Below are 19,523 nucleotides of genomic sequence, written 5' to 3'. Positions count from 1 at the left end.
TCCATGGAAGCCGGCCCGGTCGTTCGCAAAGCGGCGATGAAGGCTGAGAAGTGGATCGGCTCGTACGAGAACAACAACGTCGATGTCGGCCTCGCCTGCGGTCTGCAAGGCAAAGCGCAGATCGGCAAGGGCATGTGGGCCATGCCCGACCTGATGGCTGCGATGCTCGAACAGAAGATCGGCCATCCAATGGCTGGCGCCAACACTGCTTGGGTACCCTCGCCGACTGCTGCCACGTTGCACGCCATGCACTACCACAAGGTCGACGTGTTTGCTCGTCAGACCGAACTGGCCAAGCGCGAGAAGGCCTCGGTGGATGACATCCTCACCATCCCGTTGGCGCCGAACACCAATTGGAGCGAGGAAGAAAAGCGCAACGAACTGGACAACAACGCCCAGGGCATCCTCGGCTACGTGGTGCGCTGGATCGACCAAGGCGTCGGCTGTTCGAAAGTACCGGACATCAGCGATGTCGCATTGATGGAAGACCGCGCCACCCTGCGCATCTCCAGCCAGCACATGGCCAACTGGCTGCGTCATGGCGTGGTGACTCAAGAAGAGGTTGTCGAAAGCCTCAAGCGCATGGCGCCGGTGGTGGATCGTCAGAACGCTGGCGACCCGCTGTATCGCCCGCTCGCACCGGACTTCGACAACAACGTGGCCTTCCAGGCCGCGCTTGAACTGGTCCTCGAAGGCACCCAGCAGCCCAACGGCTACACCGAGCCGGTGCTGCACCGCCGCCGCCGCGAGTTCAAGGCCAAGAACGGTCTGTAACCCGCAAAGCCAAAGCGATGAAAAACCGCCCACACAGGGCGGTTTTTTTATGCCCTCAATTCCGCTCAGAAGTGCTGAAGCCCGCCGAATAACCAAGCGTCCTGAATAGCAGCTTGCCTTGATCACCATGCCGGAACGCGTAACCCTGTAACACCCTATCGGCGAGACTGCCTCGTATCACCCCGGCAGCTGCCACTCGCGACTAGACTTACGTCCAATGTGCCCCATGGGACCCAAAGCCCACCATTGGGCGAAAACTGGAAGCGAACCATGAGCAAAGCCGATGCCTTCGCCGAGGCTGGCAAGACCGCCGTGTTGCAGAACATCCACGGGACCATGGAGTTTCTGCGCAAATATCCGCCTTTCAACCAGATGGAGCCGGGACATCTGGCCTATCTGGTAGAGAACTGCCAGCTGCGTTTCTACAGCGAAGGCGATTGCATCATTTCGCCCGATGACGGCGTCGTCGATCACTTCTACATCGTCAAGCAGGGCCGCGTTCACGGCCAGCGGCCGCACACCAGCAAACGCGGGACCGAGACGACGTTCGAGGTAATCGTCGGCGAATGCTTCCCGATGGCCGCACTGATGGGCGAGCGCGCCACACGCACGGGACATTTCGCAGCGGAAGACACCTTCTGCTTTCTGCTGAACAAGCCGGCGTTCGTCAAATTGGTGTCCAAATCCGCCGCGTTCCGCGACTTCGCCATGCGCGGCGTGAGCAGCCTGCTCGATCTGGTCAACCAGCAGGCGCAGATGCGCGCCGTGGAAAGCCTCGGCGCGCAGTATTCCCTGGAAACCCGGATTGGCGAGTTGGCGCTGCATCATCCGGTCTCCTGCCTGCCATCGACGCCGCTCGTCGAAGCGGTCAGGATGATGAACGAGACCAATGTCGGCAGCATCGTGATCACCGATGCTGCCCTGCGTCCGCAGGGTATCTTCACCTTGCGCGACCTGCGTCAGGTGATCGGCGCCGGCACCATCGAGCTGTCTGCGCCGATCGACCGATTCATGACTCATAACCCCTTCCACCTGCCGCCGGACGCCACTGCGTTCGATGCGGCGATCGCCATGACCGAGCGGCATATCGCACATGTCTGTGTGGTCGAGGACGGCCTGCTAAGCGGCGTGATCTCCGAGCGCGATTTGTTTTCCCTGCAGCGCGTCGATCTGGTTCATCTGGCGCAGGCCATCTCTCATGCCGACAGCATCGAGACGCTGGTGATCATCCGCAACCGCATCTTGCCGCTGGTAGATAACATGCTGGCGCACGGCGCATCCTCGACACAGATCACCCACATCATCACGCTACTCAACGATCACTCGGTCTGCCGTGTGATCGAGCTGGCCATCGAAGCGCTCGGCGATCCCGGCATTCCCTTCACCTGGCTATGCTTCGGCAGCGAGGGGAGGCGCGAACAGACGCTGCACACCGATCAAGACAACGGCATCCTGTTCGAGGCCGCCAATGCCGCCGAGGCCGCACATATCCGCGGACGGCTGCTGCCGCTCGCCGAGCGCATCAACCATGATCTCGACATCTGCGGCTTTACCCTGTGCAAGGGCAACATCATGGCCAGCAATCCGCAGCTGTGCCTGTCGCGGCAAGAATGGCGGCGCCGCTTCAGTTCGTTCATTCGCGAGTCGACGCCGGAAAACCTGCTCAGCAGCACCATCTATTTCGATCTGCGGGCCGTCTGGGGACCCTGCGAAGGCTACGAGCAGCTACGCAACGAACTGCTCGAGGAAATCGGCGAAAATCGTCTATTCCAACGCATGCTGGCCGAAAACGCCTTGCGTCAGCGGCCGCCCGTGGGCCGCTTCCGCGACTTCGTGGTGACCCGCAAAGGCGACGGCAAGGCGACCCTGGATCTCAAAGTGCAGGGGCTGACGCCCTTCGTCGACGGGGCGCGACTGCTCGCTTTAGGCCATGGCATCGCCACTTGCAACACGCTCGACCGGTTGCGGCAGCTGGTTGAGAGAAAGGTAATCGATGAGAAGGATGGCGCGGCCTACGAGGAGGCCTACCATTTCATTCAGCAGACGCGCATGCAGCAGCATCAAGAACAGGCCCGCGGAGGCCAGCCCTATTCCAATCGCCTCGATCCGGACACCCTCAACCATCTGGATCGACGCATCCTGCGTGAGTCTTTCCGTCAGGCCCAGCGCCTGCAGAGCAGTCTGGCCCTGCACTATCAGTTATGAATATGCCTTGGTTCAAGACACGCGGCCCTGCTCTCGACCTGGATCAGCTGCAACGCCGCGATCGATTGCCAATACCCACGACGCCGGGAACCTGCCCACTGCAGGAGCAGCGCCTGGTGGTGCTCGATCTGGAAACCAGCGGCCTGGATATGCGTCGGGATATCGTTCTCTCCATCGGCGCGGTGGTGATCGAGAATGGCGGCATCAACTTGGGCGATCAGTTCGAGTCGACGCTGCTGCGGCCTGCGCAAAAAGTCAGCGAGAGCGTACTGATCCACGGTATCGCCCCGAGCGCACTGGAGGCCGGCGAGGAGCCAGCCGAAGCCTTGTTGGACCTTCTGGAGTTCATCGGCGACAGCCCGATCCTGGCTTTTCACGCTGGTTTCGATCAGCACATGCTGACTCGCGCCCTGAAACAGGCCCTCGGCTACAAGCTCCGTCACTCTTTTATAGACGTGGCCGAACTGGCGCCGATGCTCTGCCCTGACAACCGACCGCGGCACAATGGTCTGGATGAGTGGTGTGCACGCTTCGGCTTACAAGTCCTGCAGCGCCATCACGCCAGCGCCGATGCGCTGGTGACCGCCGAAATCGCCCTGATTCTTTTCAGCCAAGCGCGTCGGCAGGGCCTCGATAGCCTCGTGGCGTTGAACCAGCGCCTGACCAATTGGCGTCGGCGACAACAGGCGCGCATCTGACGTGAAGCGCCTCCTGTCATCGAAACTTTTCTTAGCCCCGATTAATCATGCTCAACCGATGATCTGACGTTGCACCGATGGCGGCAACTTGAGATCATGCTGCGAATAGTTCTCGTTACCGGCCAGTTCCCGGCCTTGGAGCGTTAGCCTTGTCGGCTAGTGAGTCGTCCAACCAACTTTTCCTAGGCACGCTGTATCGCGATCATCGCGATTGGCTGCTCAACTGGCTGAGGCGCTATCAGGCATGCCCCCATCGGGCCGAGGACCTGAGCCAGGATACCTTCCTACGCCTGCTCAAACGCAACGACCTGCGCGGCGTGCGCGAGCCCCGCGCACTGCTGGCGACCATTGCGCGCGGATTGCTGATTGACCACTTCCGCCGCAACGCACTGGAGCGTGCCTACCTTGACGAGCTGGCCTTGCAGCCAGAGGAAACACAGCCCAGTGCGGAGGAGCAATTGCAGATCCTCGAAGCCCTGCGCGAGGTGAATGCGCTGCTTGGTCAGCTCTCGGCGAACGCCCGGGCGGCTTTTTTCTACAACCGTCTGGATGGCATGACTCACGCCGAGATTGCCCAGCGTCTTGGCGTCTCGGTCCCGCGCGTGCGGCAGTATCTGGCCCAAGCGCTTCGTCAGTGTTACATCGCTGCCTATGGCGAGCCGACATGAGCGACGCGCAAACACCCGTATCGGCCCGAATCCTCGACGAAGCCATCGCCTGGCAATTGCGTCTGGGTGATAGCGCTGACAGCGAATCACACCTCACCGACTTGCAACGCTGGCTGGCTATGAGTCCTGAGCATGCCAAGGCATGGGCGCAGCTCGGCGGTATCGATCGGCAGCTGGGAACGATCAACTCGCCAAGCGCTCGGCGTGCTCTGCAGCTCAACGTATCAGCCAAACGACAAAGTGCTGGCCGCGCGCTCTTGGGGCTGGCCTTGCTCTGCACCATTGGTATTGGCCTTGCGCTTCAGGCACGACCACTGCCGATCTGGCTGGCAGACGAAAGCACGGGCGCGGGTGAGCAACGCAGCTTTACCCTGGATGACAACAGCCGTATCCAATTGAACAGCCGCAGCGCACTGGACGTCCGTTTCGATGAGAAACAGCGCAGGCTGTTCCTGCATCAGGGAGAAGTACTGGTGGAAACGGCCCCGGAAAGCGACCCGCGGCCATTTATCGTGGAAACCAGCCAGGGTGACCTGCGAGCGCTGGGCACCCGCTTTATCGTTCGTCGCGAGGGCGACGCCACCCGGCTTATCGTGCTGCGCTCGGCGGTTGCCGCACTTCCGAACGATCTTCAGGAGGGCCGTACCGTACGTGCCGGCGAGCAGGTGCTGATGCGCCGCGATCAACTTGGAGCCAGCTCGTCTGCACCCATCGCGGCGGATGCGTGGAGCCGCGGCATGCTGATAGTCGATGACATGCCGCTGGGTGAGCTGCTGGCGAAGCTGGGCGAGTACCGGCGTGGCTATCTGGGCCTCGATCCGCGCCTCGAGTCCCTACGCATCAGCGGCAGCTTTCCGTTGCAAGACACAGACCGCGCGCTCGCCGCCCTGCCGCCCAGCCTCCCGGTACGGATCGAGCGCCATACCGACTGGTGGGTCGAGGTCGTGCCGGATGACTCAGCGACGCCCACTGGCGATTGACCGCCTCGCTACGAAGCCGCGAGCCATCAAGCGAGCCGGCTTTCGAAACGAATCTGCCTAGATAGATATTTTTCAGCGCTGCCCTATCACTTTTTGATTGTCCTTCGGCCTGATGAGTAACTGAGACATATTCCTATTCGGGAGTCATTCACAATGCCGTCGCTCGTTCCACTGTTTCGCCCAAGCCTGCTCGCCGTTGCCATCGGCATCGCGCCGTTACCTCTGTTCGCACAGTCCGTCGCCAACAACGCCACAGCTGCGGACGAAATCCGCGAATACGCCCTGCCTGCCGCCCCCCTTGCTACCACACTCAATCGCATTGCAGCGGAGGCAGGACTGGTATTGAGTATCGACCCGGCGCTGACCCGTGAGCGCATGGCTGAACCGGTGCAAGGTCGTTTTAACGGTCAGGGAGCCTTGCACGAAGCGCTACGCGGTACGGGTCTTGAGTTGCGTCAGAACAGCTCCGGCAGCTACAGCCTGCACCCTGCAGCAACCGATGCGATGGCGCTTCCAGACGTAACCGTGACGGCTACCGAGCCTCTTGTCGAAGGTGGTGAAGAAAGTGGCTATCGAACTACCACAGCCAGAAATGTCGGTGCGCTGGGTGGCATGGCGCTTCAGGATGCCCCCTACTCGATCAGCGTCGTTTCATCAGACATGCTGCGCAACACTCAGACCACATCCACCGATGACATCTTCAAACGCAACCCTTTCACTCAGCTCTACTCGCCGAAAAATGCGGGCTACGCCAGTGCGGTCGCTATTCGAGGTTTCAGCGATGCCGGTAACCTAAGCATCGCCAATGACGGTCTGCGCTTCAGTACCGGTTACGACAGCGGCAATTTCGTCGAGGAGATGGAGCAGATCGAGGTGCTCACCGGACTCAGCGGCTTTCTGTACGGACCGGCAAGCCCCGGTGGTTTGGTCAACTATGTTCTCAAGCGTCCTACCTACGAGCGCTACAACAGCGTGACGCTCGGAAATGCCGGTGGTGAGAACTATTACTTACACGGCGATTTTGGCGGCAAGATCGATGACCAAGGTGTCTTCGCCTATCGATTGAACATGCTGACCCAGGATGGCGAGACCGCCATCGACATGCAGAAGCGGCGCCGTCAGATGATCAGCCTGGCGCTGGACTGGAACGTCAGCAACGACCTGCTGATCCAGTTCGATGCCTCGCATAAAGAAAACGAGACTCACGGCCTCACCAGCTATTGGTTCGTAGCGGATGGCAGCCGCCGACCGAGCGCCAGCGATCTCGACAATGACAAGCTATACAGCCAACGTTGGGCCATTTCGGACAGTGAACATGACCGCGTTGGAAGCCGTTTCAACTGGCGCCTGAGCGATGTGTTTACGCTTCGTGGAGCGCTGGCCTATGCGGAATACACCGACGAGTACGTCTATACCGGTCCGACAATCGACGCCACCACTCCCGCCGGAACCTATGCGCAACCGCTTTACGCGTTCGCCCCCGTCGATAACGAAGAGACCTCCGCCAACCTCTTTCTTGACTCGGTATTTCAAACCGGCCCCCTGGGGCACAAACTTACAGTCGGCTATCAGGGCAACAGTTTGCGCACCAAGCAGCACACCGACCATATTCCCTTTGATTTTCAATGGGACTCTGTTGTCGACAACGTCCTGATCGGCGAAGCACCGCAAGTCAGCAAGCCTGGCTATAGCATCGGCAACAGCAGCAAGCATCTCTCCGCAACCAGCGATCTGAGCAGCGTCCTCATCGGTGATGTGATTACCTTTAATCCACAATGGTCGACGATCCTCGGCGTGGTTCATTCGAAAATCGAAACCTTCTCTAACGACTTCGTCTACGGTGCGGGCATAACCGAGTACGAGAAGAGCGAGACCTCGCCGAACGTCTCGCTGATCTATAAGCCCGCGCCCTGGCTGACGACGTACGCGAGCTATATCGAAGGGCTGGAAGCTGGAGGCTCGACCTCGGTATTCCCCGGTGGGCCGACCGTCGCGCTGCCGCCAGAAGTCAGTGAGCAGTACGAAATAGGTGCCAAGGCCCTTTGGGGCGATGCGCTGTTTACTGTTGCGTTGTTCAACATCGACAAGCCGAACTACATCAGCAATTTCGTCTACACACCAAACGGGCGCCAGGAAAATACGGGTATCGAATTCGGTGTCACCGGCAAGGTTACGCCTGCGCTGACACTGGTGGGAGGTTTGACCCTGCTCGACGCAAGCGTGAAGAAATCCAACGTCGCCGCCAACGACGGCAACAAGCCCACCAACGTCGCCTCGAAGCTGGCGAAGCTCTATGCGGAGTACGACGTGGCCAGCGCCCCAGGCTTCGCCATTACCGGCGGCGCCTATTACACCGGCAAGCAGTACAGCGATGCGGAAAACCAGTACAGCCTGTCTTCGTTTACGACCTTCGATGTTGGCGCCCGTTACCGCATGCCGGTGGGCGATAACGATCTCACGCTGCGTGCCAATGTGAGCAATCTCGCGGATAAGGAATACTGGCTGAACAGTTACTACCTCGGTGATCCGCGGACGTTGACGTTCTCCGGCCAGCTAGAGTTCTGATCAGCGGTGCCTCCCGGGCCGGCCTAATGGCCGGCTTTGTCATTACAGGATTTACCTGATGCAAAGCAAAACCATCCGCCGCTGGTCCTTCGTCCATACCTGGACCAGCCTGATCTGCACGTTGTTCCTGCTGATGCTGGCCATCACCGGGCTGCCGCTGATCTTTCATCACGAGCTGGAGCATCTGCTCGGCGAGGCGCCAGAGTTGCATGAGATGCCCGCCGAAACGCCGCATCTCGACCTGCAGCAACTGGTCAGCGCGGCCGAGCGGCATCGCGCTGGAGAGGTCGTGCAGTATTTCGGCTGGGAAGCGGACGAACCCAACGGCGTGGTGGCGATTACCGCGGCTACAGCAGGGACGGAGCCAAACTCTTCTTATACCTTCATGCTTGACGCCCGCACCGGCGAAGCCGTGGAAATGCCGGCGGCCAACGGCGGGCTGATGATGTTCTTCTTGCGCATGCACGTCGATATGTTCGCCGGGCTTCCCGGCAAGCTGTTGCTGGCGTTCATGGGCATTCTTTTCATCGTCGCGATCGTTTCCGGCGTGGTGCTTTACGCGCCGTTCATGCGGCGTCTCGATTTTGCCAAGGTGCGTCACGAACGCTCCCGTCGTACGCGCTGGCTCGACCTGCACAACCTGATCGGCGTCGTCACGCTCAGCTGGGCGCTGGTGGTTGGAGTTACCGGCGTCGTCAGTGCCTGTGCCGATCTACTGATCGAGGCCTGGCGCGCCGAATCGCTGACGGCGATGCTCGAACCCTACCGGGATGCGCCGCCGCTGACGACACGCGCACCCGCCAGCCAGCTGTTGGAAATCGCCACCCAGGCGGCGCCGGGTATGCGACCGGACTTCATCGCTTTTCCCGGCACGCGTTTTTCCAGCGAACACCACTACGCCGTGTTCATGAATGGCAGCAGCCATTTGACTTCTCACCTCTTCACCCCGGTGCTGATCGACGCGCAAACACTCGACGTGACCGCAGTCGGCGAGCGCCCGTGGTACATGGACGCGCTCGGTCTGTCACAGCCTTTGCATTTCGGCGATTACGGTGGTCGCCCAATGCAGCTGCTCTGGGCGGTACTCGACGTGCTGACCATCATCGTGCTCGGCAGCGGGCTGTATCTGTGGTGGGTTCGCCGTCGCGGCGCAACATCGGCGCGCGAGGTGATGGCATGAGCTGGCGCCAATCGACCTTCCTGCTGCCTGGTCTGATCGGCCTGCTCGGTGTGGCCGGATTGTTCGCCGCGCTACTCGGCGACGGCTGGTGGGATGTGCTCGCCTGGCTCGGATTGGGCGCTCAGGTGGTACTAAGCCTGTGGCCTTTGCTGCCTGGCCGAAGAAGTCGGGTAGGCAGCGGAAGGATCAGCCAGCACCAGCAATTGTGACGTGACCCGCCATGGTGGCGCATCGCTGGATTGGAGCGCGTTACAAACGGTCGGATAAGCAAACGGCCCGGTAAAGCGGTGCGTCCGTCTCCAGTTCGGTCATGGTTTCAAACTTCGCCTGACCTGCCTCGTTCAACCTGAACATCACCTTTTCGTCGCAGAGCAACTGATAAGGCGCGCTTATCACCGTGGACATCAGGTGGCGCTTTTCAAAGCGATACAGGGCGAAACGGGCGATTCGCCCCTTGGAAGTTTCCTCCATTTGCGCATTGGCACTATCAAGTACCGTATAAACAAGCGGCATGGGAAACATCATGGTCCAGGGTCGCCATAACATATGGCCTTCTTCACTCGAAACGATCACCGATCCTTCCGGCAGACGCGCCTCTTTGGTTTCAAACCATGTGTACTCGTAATGGATCGTATAGGCGAGCATGCCCAAGCCGGCGAATGCCGGAACGATCCATTTCGGCAGCCGCTTGCGAGTGAGATTACGCAGCAGCAGTGCGATCCCCGCACCCGCCAGGGCAGCAACAATTGCAGCGATTAAATGCCAGATCATATACAGCTCCCTCAAAAAAAATCGGGCTTCCAAATGGAAGCCCGACTCCTACCTCAACCTCGTGTCAGACCAAGTCTGACGTCTGGTTGCATTGTCATTAGTGATCAAGCGCAGCGCCAGCACCCTTAGGGGTACGAACACTTTCAACCAGATCCTGAATTGCCTGCGGAGGCGCTTCAGTGGACAGCGACACAGCATAAGCCACTGCGAAGTTGATCATCGCGCCCACTGCACCGAAGGCCAGCGGAGAGATGCCGAACAACCAGTTTTCAGGCGTATTGGCGAAGGACGCCGTGCCGGGGATGAAGAACCAGCCAAGGTACATGAAGATGTAGACCAGGGTGGTAACCAGACCCACAACCATACCTGCGACCGCGCCCTTGCTGTTTACACGCTTGGAGAAGATACCCATCATCAGCGCCGGGAACAGCGAAGCTGCGGCAATACCGAACGCCAAAGCTACCACCTGCGCGGCGAAGCCCGGAGGATTCAGCCCCAGCCAGGTTGCCAGGAGGATCGCACCTGTCATGGAGAGACGCGCAGCGAGCATCTCGTTCTTCTCACTGATCTTCGGATTGATGATGTTCTTGATCAGGTCATGGCTGATAGCCGCGGAGATGGCCAACAGCAGGCCTGCAGCAGTCGAGAGCGCTGCGGCAATACCACCTGCAGCGATCAAACCGATGACCCAGCCAGGCAGGTTGGCGATTTCAGGGTTTGCCAGCACGATGATGTCGTTGTTGACGACCAGCTCGTTACCATTCCAGCCACGCTCTGTAGCAGCAGGAGCGAAGTCGGCGTTGGCGTCGTTATACAGCTGGATACGGCCATCACTGTTCTTGTCTTCCCACTTGATGAGACCGGTCTCTTCCCAGGTTTTCATCCAATCTGGACGCTCATCAAACCGAATCGCTTCGGCCTGCGGACCCTCTGGATAAATAGTGTCGAGCAGGTTCAGGCGCGCCATGGAGCCAACGGCCGGAGCAGTCAGGTAAAGCAGCGCGATGAATACCAGGGTCCAGCCTGCGGACCAGCGGGCATCTGCCACCTTCGGCACAGTGAAGAAACGGATGATGACGTGAGGCAGACCTGCAGTACCGATCATCAGCGACAGGGTAAACAGGGCCATGTTGAGTTTATTGTCGACTTCAGCGGTAAAGTCTTGGAAACCCAAATCACGCACGACGCTATCTAGCTTGTCCAGCAAAGGAAGGCCGGACTCTACGTGAGTACCGAACATGCCCAAACTGGGAATCGGATTGCCAGTCAGCTGCATGGCGATGAACACAGCCGGAATGGTATAGGCAATGATCAATACCACGTACTGGGCCACCTGGGTGTAGGTAATGCCCTTCATGCCACCAAACACCGCGTAGACAAACACGACACCGGCAGCAAGCCATATACCCGTGTTGTTGTCCACCTCGAGGAAGCGGGAGAACGCCACACCGGCACCAGACATCTGACCGATCACGTAGGTCACGCAGATAACGATCAGACAGATAACCGCAACCAGGCGCGCGCCTCGGCTATAAAAGCGATCACCGATAAAGTCCGGTACGGTGAATTTGCCAAACTTGCGCAGGTAGGGCGCCAGCAACATCGCCAGCAGCACGTAGCCGCCCGTCCAGCCCATCAGATAGGCCGAAGTGGCATAACCACCGGAAGCAATGATACCGGCCATGGAAATGAAAGATGCCGCAGACATCCAGTCTGCCGCAGTCGCCATACCGTTGGTCACGGGATGAACGCCACCACCGGCGACGTAGAACTCCTTGGTCGAGCCAGCTCGGGCCCAGTACGCAATACCGAAGTACAGTGCGAAGGATGCACCCACGAACAACATGTTTATCCAGAATTGACTCATGCTGGTTACTCCTCCACACCAAATTCTTTGTCCAGCTTGTTCATCTTCCACGCGTAGAAGAAGATGATCGCAAGGAACGTAAGAATGGATCCCTGAGTACCAAACCAGAAGCCCAAGTCCGCCCCCCCCACCGGTATGCCGGAAAGCATGGGACGCAAGAATATGGCGAAGCCATATGAGACGAGGGCCCAGACCACCAGGCTCCATGTTATGAGGCGAACATTCGCCTTCCAGTACGCAGCAGCATTTTCTTTATCGGCGTCGGCCATGACGTTCTCCGTCTTATTTTTATTACGAGTAAGGGGAACCACATCATGAATGTAACAAGGATACGTGCTGGAAAGTAAGCCCCGACTTTAGTCTGACGGGACTAAAGTGCCCGCTTAGCCGCCATCTTCTCTAGGCATCAAAGATTTCGTGAACCACTGCACAGGGGCATGACAGGACGACCTTCACCAGTGCCCCTGCAAAGCAGAGGGAATCACGCCAGATTCACCCGGACCGCAGATCGCTCGGCTCGACTAGCTAGCAAACCGGGGCCAACATCATTTATTGCCGTTACCCTTCAATTACATTTCAAAAAAATCGCTTATATCAACTTCTTCAACAATAAATGACTAACCATTAATCTGATGATTAAACCGGCACGGCATATCTTATTTATATGGGCAGCGCTGTATTGGCCGCACATATCTGTGAACCTAAGTTTCACTACTTCCATCGTTATTTTCACGAAGGGCCCGCCGCTAAATAGGAAGCAAACGGACCCTCAAGCAGCGGTAGACAGCGCGCATGCCTGAGTAACGTAAGGGCAGGGCCGCTTTAAAGTTGCGGCCCAATCACCGCTTCCGGGCAAGGCTCAGAGCGAGTCGCGGGCGACCGCTACAAACCTACCGATCGTCAGCCGTCCTGTTATCCAGCCTGAGAGGCTGCCTCAGCAGGTCGGGCGACCTGCCGTGTACTTCTGCGCCGGATCGATGGCCGCGTCGAGATCGCTGATGGCCGTGGCGCCGATCAGCAGCGGATAACTGAAGTGACTGCGATCGGTAAGGTTCACCTCGGCTTCGCGCAACTGATCACCGATACACAACTGCATTTCCACCACAGGGCGCTCGGCGACACCGGGGCCGCGCCCGGCATCGTCATCGGAGCCCGCCGCTTCCTCTGCGCGTGACTTGATTTCGGCAATGCGCGCCAAGGGACGCTCATAAAATGTATCGCCAGCGCCTTCGACAGCCAGGCGGAATCGTACCCAGTCCTCGCCGTCACGTTCGAAGTGCTCGATGTCACGAGCCGACAGCGAGGCAGTCATGGCACCGGTGTCCATCTTGGCCTTTAGGGTCTTGCCGATATCTTCGATCTTGATCTGTTCATAGCGGCCGAAGAGCGTCGGCTCTGCGGCAATGACGGGCAGTGATAACGCGCTCAGCAACAACAACAGACGGGACAAAACAAACTCCTGGAGTATCCATTGACTCCTTTGGGACCTGCCGGGACTGTATCCGTTCCGCTCAGTGCGGTGGGTCCGGCGGCTGCCACGCGACGACCGCATGGGCCTGTTAGACTGCGCACCACTTCCCCTTGCAGATGACTACCGTGCCCAGTTCAGCCTTCGCCACCCTGCCTCTCAGCCCCGCGACGCTGGCCAATCTCGACGCGCTCGGCTACACCGAAATGACGCCGATTCAGGCCCAGAGCCTGCCCGTGATGCTCAAGGGCATGGACCTCATCGCGCAGGCAAAGACCGGCAGCGGCAAAACCGCCGCGTTCGGCATCGCGCTGCTCGAGCCGCTCAATCCACGCTATTTCGGCTGCCAAGCGCTGGTGCTTTGCCCGACCCGCGAACTGGCTGATCAGGTCGCCAAGGAACTGCGCCGCCTGGCGCGTTCGGCTGACAACATCAAGATTCTCACGCTGTGCGGCGGGGTTTCCATCGGCCCGCAGATCGGCTCGCTGGAGCACGGCGCGCATGTCATCGTCGGCACGCCCGGACGCATTCAGGAGCACCTGAAAAAAGGCACATTGAAACTCGACGGGCTCAACACGCTGGTACTCGACGAAGCGGACCGCATGCTCGACATGGGCTTCTACGATGCCATCGCCGAAATCATCGGCCAGACCCCGAGCAAGCGTCAGACACTATTGTTTTCAGCCACCTATCCCGCTGGTATCAAGCAGCTCTCGGCCACGTTCATGCGCGACCCTCAGCAGGTCAAGGCCGAGGCGCTGCATGACGATTCGCAGATCGAGCAGCGCTTCTACGAAATCGACCCGGAAGACCGGATGGACGCCGTGGTGCGCATTCTCGCCAGTTTCCGCCCGGAAACCTGCGTCGCTTTCTGCTTCACCAAGCAGCAGTGCCAAGAGCTGGTCGACCAGCTCACCGCCAAGGGCATTTCCGCCATGACGCTCAATGGCGATCTGGAGCAACGTGACCGCGATCAGGTGCTAGCGATGTTCGCCAACCGCAGCCTGTCGGTGCTGGTCGCGACCGACGTCGCCGCACGTGGCCTGGATATCGACGCGCTGGACATGGTGATTAACGTCGAACTGGCGCGCGACTCGGAAATCCACATTCACCGCGTCGGACGTACCGGGCGCGCCGGCAAGAAAGGCATCGCCATCAGCCTGGTCGCCCCTTCCGAAGCCCATCGCGCGCGGGCAATCGAAGAGCGCCAGAAGGCGCCGCTCAACTGGCAGCCGCTGAACGATCTGAAAGCGCAGCCCGGCGAACCGCTGCAACCGCCAATGATCACCTTGTGCATCGGTGCTGGCCGCAAGGACAAGCTACGTCCTGGCGATATCCTCGGCGCGCTGACCGGCGATGCGGGAATTCCCGGCACTCAGGTTGGCAAGATCGCGATCTTCGATTTCCAGGCCTTTGTGGCCGTTGAGCGCAGCGTCGCCAAGCCGGCGCTGAATCGCCTCAACGCCGGGAAGATCAAGGGGCGATCGTTGAAAGTAAGGCAGCTATAAGCTGGAGGCTGGAGGCTGGAGGCTGGACAGACCGTAGGGTGGATCACGCTTCACCGATCCACCGAACCAAAGCAAGGTGGATGTAAAAAGCGACATCCACCCTACGTCAGGCCGGACGCTCTCAGGTCCCGCCTCCACCGCTCCCGTTACAACGACCCGCGCGCCCAGGGGCCCCAGATGGCAAATGTGATGCCCGGCGTCTGGGCATTCACGAAGAGGAAATGCCCGGTCGGATCGAAGCAGGCGCCGCAGAACTCCCTATTACGGTAATCGCCGCCGGAAACCCGCTTGCCGGCAGCGGCAGCCTGCACGTCATCGAAGACTATGTTGTTCTTGGCAAATATGTAGGCTTCGCCCGCCGTGGTCAGGCCCAGCAGGCGCTCGCCGAAGCCGTAGGCATCCTGCGCGCCGCCGCCGTCTTCGCAGAGCAACAAGCCGCCTCGCGGGCTGACGGTGATGTTGTCCGGGTTGTTGGCGATTTCCGCGTCGGTGGAAGCGAAGATGCAGGTCAGGCGATCGTTTGCCAGGTCGTGCATCCAGACCGCGCCGCGGCCGTAACCGGCACGGCCCTGACTATCGGTACCCGCGCTGGTGTCGACGATGAACAGCTTGCCTTCGCTGTGCCAGATGCCTTCGCCACGGCTCATGCTCAGCCCGCCGGCTTGGCGCGCCTGGGCATAGGGGCCGCTGCCTTCGGGCTGCGGTTCCAGGTTCGGGTTTGGTACTTCGACCCATTCGAGCTGATAGCTGTCGCCCTGCTTCGGTGCGTGCAGATCGACCAAGGCGCGGTTGCGGACTCGCGCGGCCTGCAGAATTCCACCTGCCGCAAGGGAGCCGGGCTGCTGGCTGGCGTCGGTGGGAATGTATCGGTAGTAGCCGGCCTGGTTGCGGGCGTCTTCGGTCAGGTAGACGTAGCTGTTGCGCGGATCCACCGCCACCGCCTCATGGGCGAAGCGGCCCATCTGGATAATCGGCTGGCCGGTGGTCAGCGCAGGATTGGCGGTCACTTCGAAGACGTAGCCGTGCGGGCGACCACCGGCACTGCTGTTGTCCGCCGTGGTTTCCTCGCAGGACAACCAGGTGCCCCAGGGCGTCACGCCGCCGGCACAGTTGGTTCGGGTGCCACCCAGGCTTGGCACGGTGCGCACCTCATGTTCGATACCGCGCGAGAAGTACAGATTGGTGGTGCCGCCTGCCAGACGCTGACCATTGGCGAGCGTGACGCCATCGTAAATACCGTTGGCCTCGATCATCGCGCCGGTACCGATTTCATGGTTGCGCACCAGCACGATCTCCGGGCCATGCTGCCCGCGGCGCACCTCGATCACGCCCATGCCGTCATGGGAGCCGGGCACCGGCTGACCGTTTTCCATCATGTCTCCGGTCCAGGAAAAGCTTTTGTATTGGAAGCCATCGGGCAATTGCAGCAGTTCCAGGCCAGTACTCAAGTCCTTGGTCGGGCGCAGCGGGCCGTAGCTGCTGCGGGCCAGGCCGGCACCGCGACCTTGTGCATTGCGCGCGGCGAAGGCCTGCAGTGTGCCGAGTAACGGCGTAGTGGCGGCGACGGCGGCGATGGCGCCGCCCTTGAGCAGGTTGCGGCGACTGGCATCATGTTCACGGTTCATGCGGTGTCCTCTTTCTCGGAGTGGGGAGGGGCGACATGAATCAAGCCAGCCGAATACGGCGAAACGATGACCAAGCGATTGCGTTCTGGTGATGCGGGACGGATGGTCGGTATAAGCTTTGCAACGCTGACCCGTGACGCCTGCACACCATTGGCGTCCAATTACCTCTTACAGCCAGGTCGAAATGCCGTATGCGTTCACCATCGCTCAGCCAATCCCTGCGCCGCCTTTGGGCACTGGAGAAGTTCGGCTACAGCCTGCGCGTGCTGATCGCGCTGGCCGGCAGCATGGGCCTGAGCTGGTCCCTCGGGCAGCCTTCGATGGCGATTCCGTTGTTTCTCGGTGTGATTGCCAGCGCCCTGGCGGAGACCGACGACAGCTGGCTCGGCCGGCTTTCGGCGTTGCTGGTTACCCTTCTGTGTTTCAGCGTTGCGGCCGCCTCGGTGCAATTGCTGTTTCCCAATCCGCTGCTGTTCGCCTTCGGCATGGCCGGCGCCGCGTTTGGCCTGGTGATGCTCGGTGCGCTGGGCGAACGCTACGCGACCATCGCCCAGGCCACGCTGATCCTTTCCATCTACAGCATGATCGCTGCCGACCAACGCGGCGGCGCGGCGCTCTATCCCTGGCGCGATCCTCTGCTGCTGCTCGCCGGCGCGACCTGGTACGGGCTGCTGTCGGTGTTGTGGAATGCGTTGTTCGCGCACCAGCCGGTGCAACAGAGCCTGGCCCGCCTGTATCGCGAACTGGGACAGTACTTCAAGCTCAAGGCGGCTTTGTTCGAGCCGGTGCGCCAACTCGATGTGGAGGAGCGCCGTCTGCAACTGGCGCAACAGAATGGCCGGGTGGTCAGCGCATTGAACGCCACTAAAGAAACCCTCCTGCACCGCCTCGGCAATGGTCGTCCCGGCGTGAAAATCAGCCACTACCTCAAGCTCTATTTCCTCGCTCAGGATTTGCATGAGCGCGTCAGCTCCTCGCATTACCCTTATCAGGCGCTGGCCGAAGCGTTCTTCCACAGCGACGTGCTGTTCCGCTGCGGACGGCTGTTGAGATTGCAGGGTGTGGCCTGTGCCGAGCTGGCCAATGCCATTCAATTGCGCCAGCCCTTCCGCTACAGCGAAGCCAACGCCCAGGCGCTGGCGGATCTGGAAGCCTCACTCGACCACTTGCGCCTGCAGAGCAACCCCGCCTGGCGCGGTCTGCTGCGCTCGTTGCGCGCCCTGTCGGGCAACCTGACGACCATGCAACGCCAGCTCGCCAGCGCCAGCAACCCCGATGCGTTGGAAGGCGAGCAGGACAGCAGTTTGCTGGATCGCCAGCCACAATCGCTGCGCGACGCCGTGAGCCGTATCCGCCTGCAGCTGACACCGACTTCCCTGCTGTTCCGCCATGCCCTGCGCATGAGTCTGGCGCTGATCTGCGGCTATGCCGTGCTGCATGCGATTCACCCGGAACAGGGTTATTGGGTGCTGCTGACGACCGTCTTCGTCTGCCAGCCGAATTACGGCGCGACGCGGATCAAGCTGGTGCAGCGGGTGACCGGCACCGCGCTCGGATTGGTGGTGGGCTGGGCGCTGTTCGACCTGTTCCCGAGCCAGCAGATGCAGGCCTTGTTCGCCGTGATCGCCGGCGTCGTGTTCTTCGCTACTCGTAGCAGTCGTTACACCTTGGCGACCGCGGCGATCACGCTGCTGGTGCTGTTCTGCTTCAACCAGGTCGGTGACGGATATGGGCTGATCTGGCCGCGCTTGGTCGATACCCTGCTGGGTAGCCTGATCGCTGCTGCCGCGGTATTTCTTATCCTTCCAGACTGGCAGGGTCGCCGACTCAATCAGGTGGTCGCCAATACGCTCAGCCGCAGCGCCGACTATTTGCGCCAGATCATGCATCAGTACGAGAGCGGCAAGCGCGACGACCTCGCCTACCGACTGGCTCGACGCAACGCCCATAATGCCGATGCGGCGCTCTCGACCACCTTGTCGAATATGCTTCTGGAGCCCGGACATTTCCGCAAGGACGCCGAGACCGGCTTTCGCTTCCTGATCCTTTCTCACACGTTGCTCAATTACCTCTCGGGCCTGGGCGCGCATCGCGAAAGCCTGCCGAACGACGCCCGTGACGAGATGCTCGAAAGCGCGGCGCAGAAACTGGCCATCAGCCTCGACGAACTGGCGACGGCGCTGCAGAACAATCAATCCGTGGCGGTGTACAGCGAAGAGGAAGAAGCCCTTGCGCAGCAGCTCGAGCAAGCATCCGAAGATTCGGATGACAGCCACCGCCTGCTGCAGACGCAGCTGGGCTTGATCTGCCGCCAGCTGGCACCGTTGCGCAGCATGGTCAGCCACCTGATTCGCCAGGTCGCGCCTCAGGGCTGAGGCAAAGACTCGGGCGCTGGTAGCCCATGGCGGCGAAAGATTTCGGCATAGGAGCCGTCCTTGACCATCGCCGCGATCTCGCGGTCGAACGCAGCGATGATCGCAGCCTGCTGCGGATGGTCATCGCGGACCACCAGCGAAAGGTCTAGCAGGCTGAACTCGCCTGGCACGAACCGATAGGCATCGTGCACGTCCTTGAGCTCTCTGGCGAAGTGAAACTGCGCCGTGCGCTCATCTTCCAGCGTCAGGTCGACACGCCCCGCGGTAAGCATCCTCGCAGCCTGAACGAAGTTGGCAGCGTAACCCTTGTGGAGCCGAGCATCGTTCTCCAGCGCATCGCTGAAGGCGTAACCGCGCAGAAGGGCAATTCGATACGGCACCAGGCTTTCCAGACCGCGATAAACAATGCAGCTGTCGCGCCGCTGAACCCAGCGCACGCGGTTGCTCAGGAATGCCCGCGTGTAGCGGGCGTAGGCTGCGTGATGTGTGCTGGGCCAGACGTTGAGCATGTCGTAGCTGCCACGTTTGAGGCCCAGCACAGCTCGCGCCCAAGGCACCTCGATGTAGTCCACCTGGTAACCCGCCCGGCCAAGCGCCGTGCGGATGAGCTCTACCGACACCCCCCCACCGGGCAAGCGCTGATCCGTATAGGGTGGCCAGACATTGCCAGCCAGGCGCAACACCTCGGCGCTGGTCGTGGTGCTGATCGTCAGTGCCATCAGCAGCAAAAGCCGTATCCATTTCACTAATTCTGTCTCGTTCCAATCCATAGCCAGGCATCCATCCACCTTCAGCAAAGCACAAAACGGGCCGAGTCAAAGCGCCGGTCCCATCGTCTG

16 protein-coding genes are annotated in these 19,523 nt (G+C 60.4%); 10 read left to right on the top strand and 6 right to left on the bottom strand.

Annotation, left to right across the window (positions count from 1 at the left end; genetic code table 11):
• The 8 genes from AC2LD7_RS05440 to AC2LD7_RS05405 all read left to right on the top strand — a co-directional run.
• The coding region (locus AC2LD7_RS05440; RefSeq protein WP_484596831.1) for an aldolase/citrate lyase/malate synthase family protein at positions 1-774 on the top strand (774 nt) is incomplete at its 5' end.
• Between the two features lie 270 nt (positions 775-1,044).
• Complete coding sequence (locus AC2LD7_RS05435) at positions 1,045-2,979, top strand: putative nucleotidyltransferase substrate binding domain-containing protein (RefSeq protein WP_484596830.1); 1,935 nt, start codon at positions 1,045-1,047, stop codon at positions 2,977-2,979.
• Positions 2,976-3,677, top strand: a complete 702-nt coding sequence (locus AC2LD7_RS05430) for a 3'-5' exonuclease (RefSeq protein WP_484596829.1) — start codon at positions 2,976-2,978, stop codon at positions 3,675-3,677. Before AC2LD7_RS05435 ends, AC2LD7_RS05430 begins: the two co-directional genes overlap by 4 nt.
• Positions 3,678-3,826: 149 nt before the next feature.
• Positions 3,827-4,345, top strand: a complete 519-nt coding sequence (locus AC2LD7_RS05425; protein ID WP_484596828.1) for an RNA polymerase sigma factor — start codon at positions 3,827-3,829, stop codon at positions 4,343-4,345.
• Positions 4,342-5,325 carry a FecR family protein gene (locus AC2LD7_RS05420; RefSeq protein ID WP_484596827.1) on the top strand — a complete coding sequence of 328 codons (984 nt, stop codon included), beginning with the start codon at positions 4,342-4,344 and terminating at the stop codon, positions 5,323-5,325. Before AC2LD7_RS05425 ends, AC2LD7_RS05420 begins: the two co-directional genes overlap by 4 nt.
• 153 nt (positions 5,326-5,478) lie before the next feature.
• The gene (locus AC2LD7_RS05415) at positions 5,479-7,890 is read left to right on the top strand and encodes a TonB-dependent siderophore receptor (RefSeq protein ID WP_484596826.1); all 2,412 of its coding nucleotides are present in this window, start codon (positions 5,479-5,481) and stop codon (positions 7,888-7,890) included.
• 58 nt (positions 7,891-7,948) lie between these two features.
• The gene (locus AC2LD7_RS05410; protein ID WP_484596825.1) at positions 7,949-9,070 is read left to right on the top strand and encodes a PepSY-associated TM helix domain-containing protein; all 1,122 of its coding nucleotides are present in this window, start codon (positions 7,949-7,951) and stop codon (positions 9,068-9,070) included.
• A complete protein-coding gene (locus AC2LD7_RS05405; RefSeq protein ID WP_484596824.1) occupies positions 9,067-9,279 on the top strand; it encodes a hypothetical protein in 213 nt (70 codons plus the stop codon). Before AC2LD7_RS05410 ends, AC2LD7_RS05405 begins: the two co-directional genes overlap by 4 nt.
• A gap of 40 nt (positions 9,280-9,319) precedes the next feature.
• Here the strand turns inward: AC2LD7_RS05405 and AC2LD7_RS05400 are convergent, their stop codons facing one another.
• The 4 genes from AC2LD7_RS05400 to rloA2 all read right to left on the bottom strand — a co-directional run bounded on the left by AC2LD7_RS05400 (position 9,320) and on the right by rloA2 (position 13,158).
• Positions 9,320-9,841, bottom strand: a complete 522-nt coding sequence (locus AC2LD7_RS05400; RefSeq protein ID WP_484596823.1) for a hypothetical protein — start codon at positions 9,839-9,841, stop codon at positions 9,320-9,322.
• A gap of 97 nt (positions 9,842-9,938) precedes the next feature.
• The gene (locus tag AC2LD7_RS05395) at positions 9,939-11,708 is read right to left on the bottom strand and encodes a sodium:solute symporter family protein (RefSeq protein ID WP_484596822.1); all 1,770 of its coding nucleotides are present in this window, start codon (positions 11,706-11,708) and stop codon (positions 9,939-9,941) included.
• A 5-nt stretch (positions 11,709-11,713) separates the two neighbouring features.
• Positions 11,714-11,977, bottom strand: a complete 264-nt coding sequence (locus AC2LD7_RS05390) for a DUF4212 domain-containing protein (protein WP_484596821.1) — start codon at positions 11,975-11,977, stop codon at positions 11,714-11,716.
• Between the two features lie 665 nt (positions 11,978-12,642).
• Positions 12,643-13,158, bottom strand: coding sequence for a retropepsin-like aspartic peptidase RloA2 (gene rloA2, locus AC2LD7_RS05385; protein WP_484596820.1), 516 nt, complete (start codon positions 13,156-13,158; stop codon positions 12,643-12,645).
• Positions 13,159-13,304: 146 nt separating this feature from the next.
• Here rloA2 and dbpA point away from each other — a divergent pair, with 146 nt between their 5' ends.
• On the top strand, positions 13,305-14,684 hold the full coding sequence (gene dbpA / locus AC2LD7_RS05380; RefSeq protein WP_484596819.1) for an ATP-dependent RNA helicase DbpA: 1,380 nt from the start codon (positions 13,305-13,307) through the stop codon (positions 14,682-14,684).
• Between the two features lie 146 nt (positions 14,685-14,830).
• Here the strand turns inward: dbpA and AC2LD7_RS05375 are convergent, their stop codons facing one another.
• Complete coding sequence (locus tag AC2LD7_RS05375) at positions 14,831-16,309, bottom strand: PhoX family protein (protein WP_484596818.1); 1,479 nt, start codon at positions 16,307-16,309, stop codon at positions 14,831-14,833.
• 191 nt (positions 16,310-16,500) lie between these two features.
• Between AC2LD7_RS05375 and yccS the strand changes: the two genes are divergently transcribed.
• Positions 16,501-18,684, top strand: coding sequence for a YccS family putative transporter (yccS, locus tag AC2LD7_RS05370; protein WP_484596817.1), 2,184 nt, complete (start codon positions 16,501-16,503; stop codon positions 18,682-18,684).
• Here yccS and AC2LD7_RS05365 read toward each other — a convergent pair.
• Positions 18,675-19,454 carry a substrate-binding periplasmic protein gene (locus AC2LD7_RS05365; RefSeq protein ID WP_484596816.1) on the bottom strand — a complete coding sequence of 260 codons (780 nt, stop codon included), beginning with the start codon at positions 19,452-19,454 and terminating at the stop codon, positions 18,675-18,677. The two genes, yccS and AC2LD7_RS05365, sit on opposite strands and share 10 nt — an antisense overlap.
• Between the last annotated feature and the right edge of the window lie 69 nt (positions 19,455-19,523).

The organism is Stutzerimonas sp. (assembly GCF_982611455.1).
The sequence above is the reverse complement of the archived record's forward strand: the minus strand, read 5'-3'. Positions and strand labels throughout refer to the sequence as shown.

Bases quoted from the DNA above. Each gene is read 5' to 3' on its own strand.
- AC2LD7_RS05435 (WP_484596830.1), top strand. From the start codon at position 1,045: ATGAGCAAAGCCGATGCCTTCGCCGAGGCTGGCAAGACCGCCGTGTTG.
- AC2LD7_RS05400 (WP_484596823.1), bottom strand. From the start codon at position 9,841: ATGATCTGGCATTTAATCGCTGCAATTGTTGCTGCCCTGGCGGGTGCG.
- AC2LD7_RS05375 (WP_484596818.1), bottom strand. From the start codon at position 16,309: ATGAACCGTGAACATGATGCCAGTCGCCGCAACCTGCTCAAGGGCGGC.
- AC2LD7_RS05420 (WP_484596827.1), top strand. From the start codon at position 4,342: ATGAGCGACGCGCAAACACCCGTATCGGCCCGAATCCTCGACGAAGCC.
- AC2LD7_RS05395 (WP_484596822.1), bottom strand. From the start codon at position 11,708: ATGAGTCAATTCTGGATAAACATGTTGTTCGTGGGTGCATCCTTCGCA.
- AC2LD7_RS05390 (WP_484596821.1), bottom strand. From the start codon at position 11,977: ATGGCCGACGCCGATAAAGAAAATGCTGCTGCGTACTGGAAGGCGAAT.
- AC2LD7_RS05410 (WP_484596825.1), top strand. From the start codon at position 7,949: ATGCAAAGCAAAACCATCCGCCGCTGGTCCTTCGTCCATACCTGGACC.
- AC2LD7_RS05405 (WP_484596824.1), top strand. From the start codon at position 9,067: ATGAGCTGGCGCCAATCGACCTTCCTGCTGCCTGGTCTGATCGGCCTG.
- AC2LD7_RS05430 (WP_484596829.1), top strand. From the start codon at position 2,976: ATGAATATGCCTTGGTTCAAGACACGCGGCCCTGCTCTCGACCTGGAT.
- AC2LD7_RS05365 (WP_484596816.1), bottom strand. From the start codon at position 19,454: ATGGATTGGAACGAGACAGAATTAGTGAAATGGATACGGCTTTTGCTG.
- yccS (WP_484596817.1), top strand. From the start codon at position 16,501: ATGCGTTCACCATCGCTCAGCCAATCCCTGCGCCGCCTTTGGGCACTG.
- AC2LD7_RS05415 (WP_484596826.1), top strand. From the start codon at position 5,479: ATGCCGTCGCTCGTTCCACTGTTTCGCCCAAGCCTGCTCGCCGTTGCC.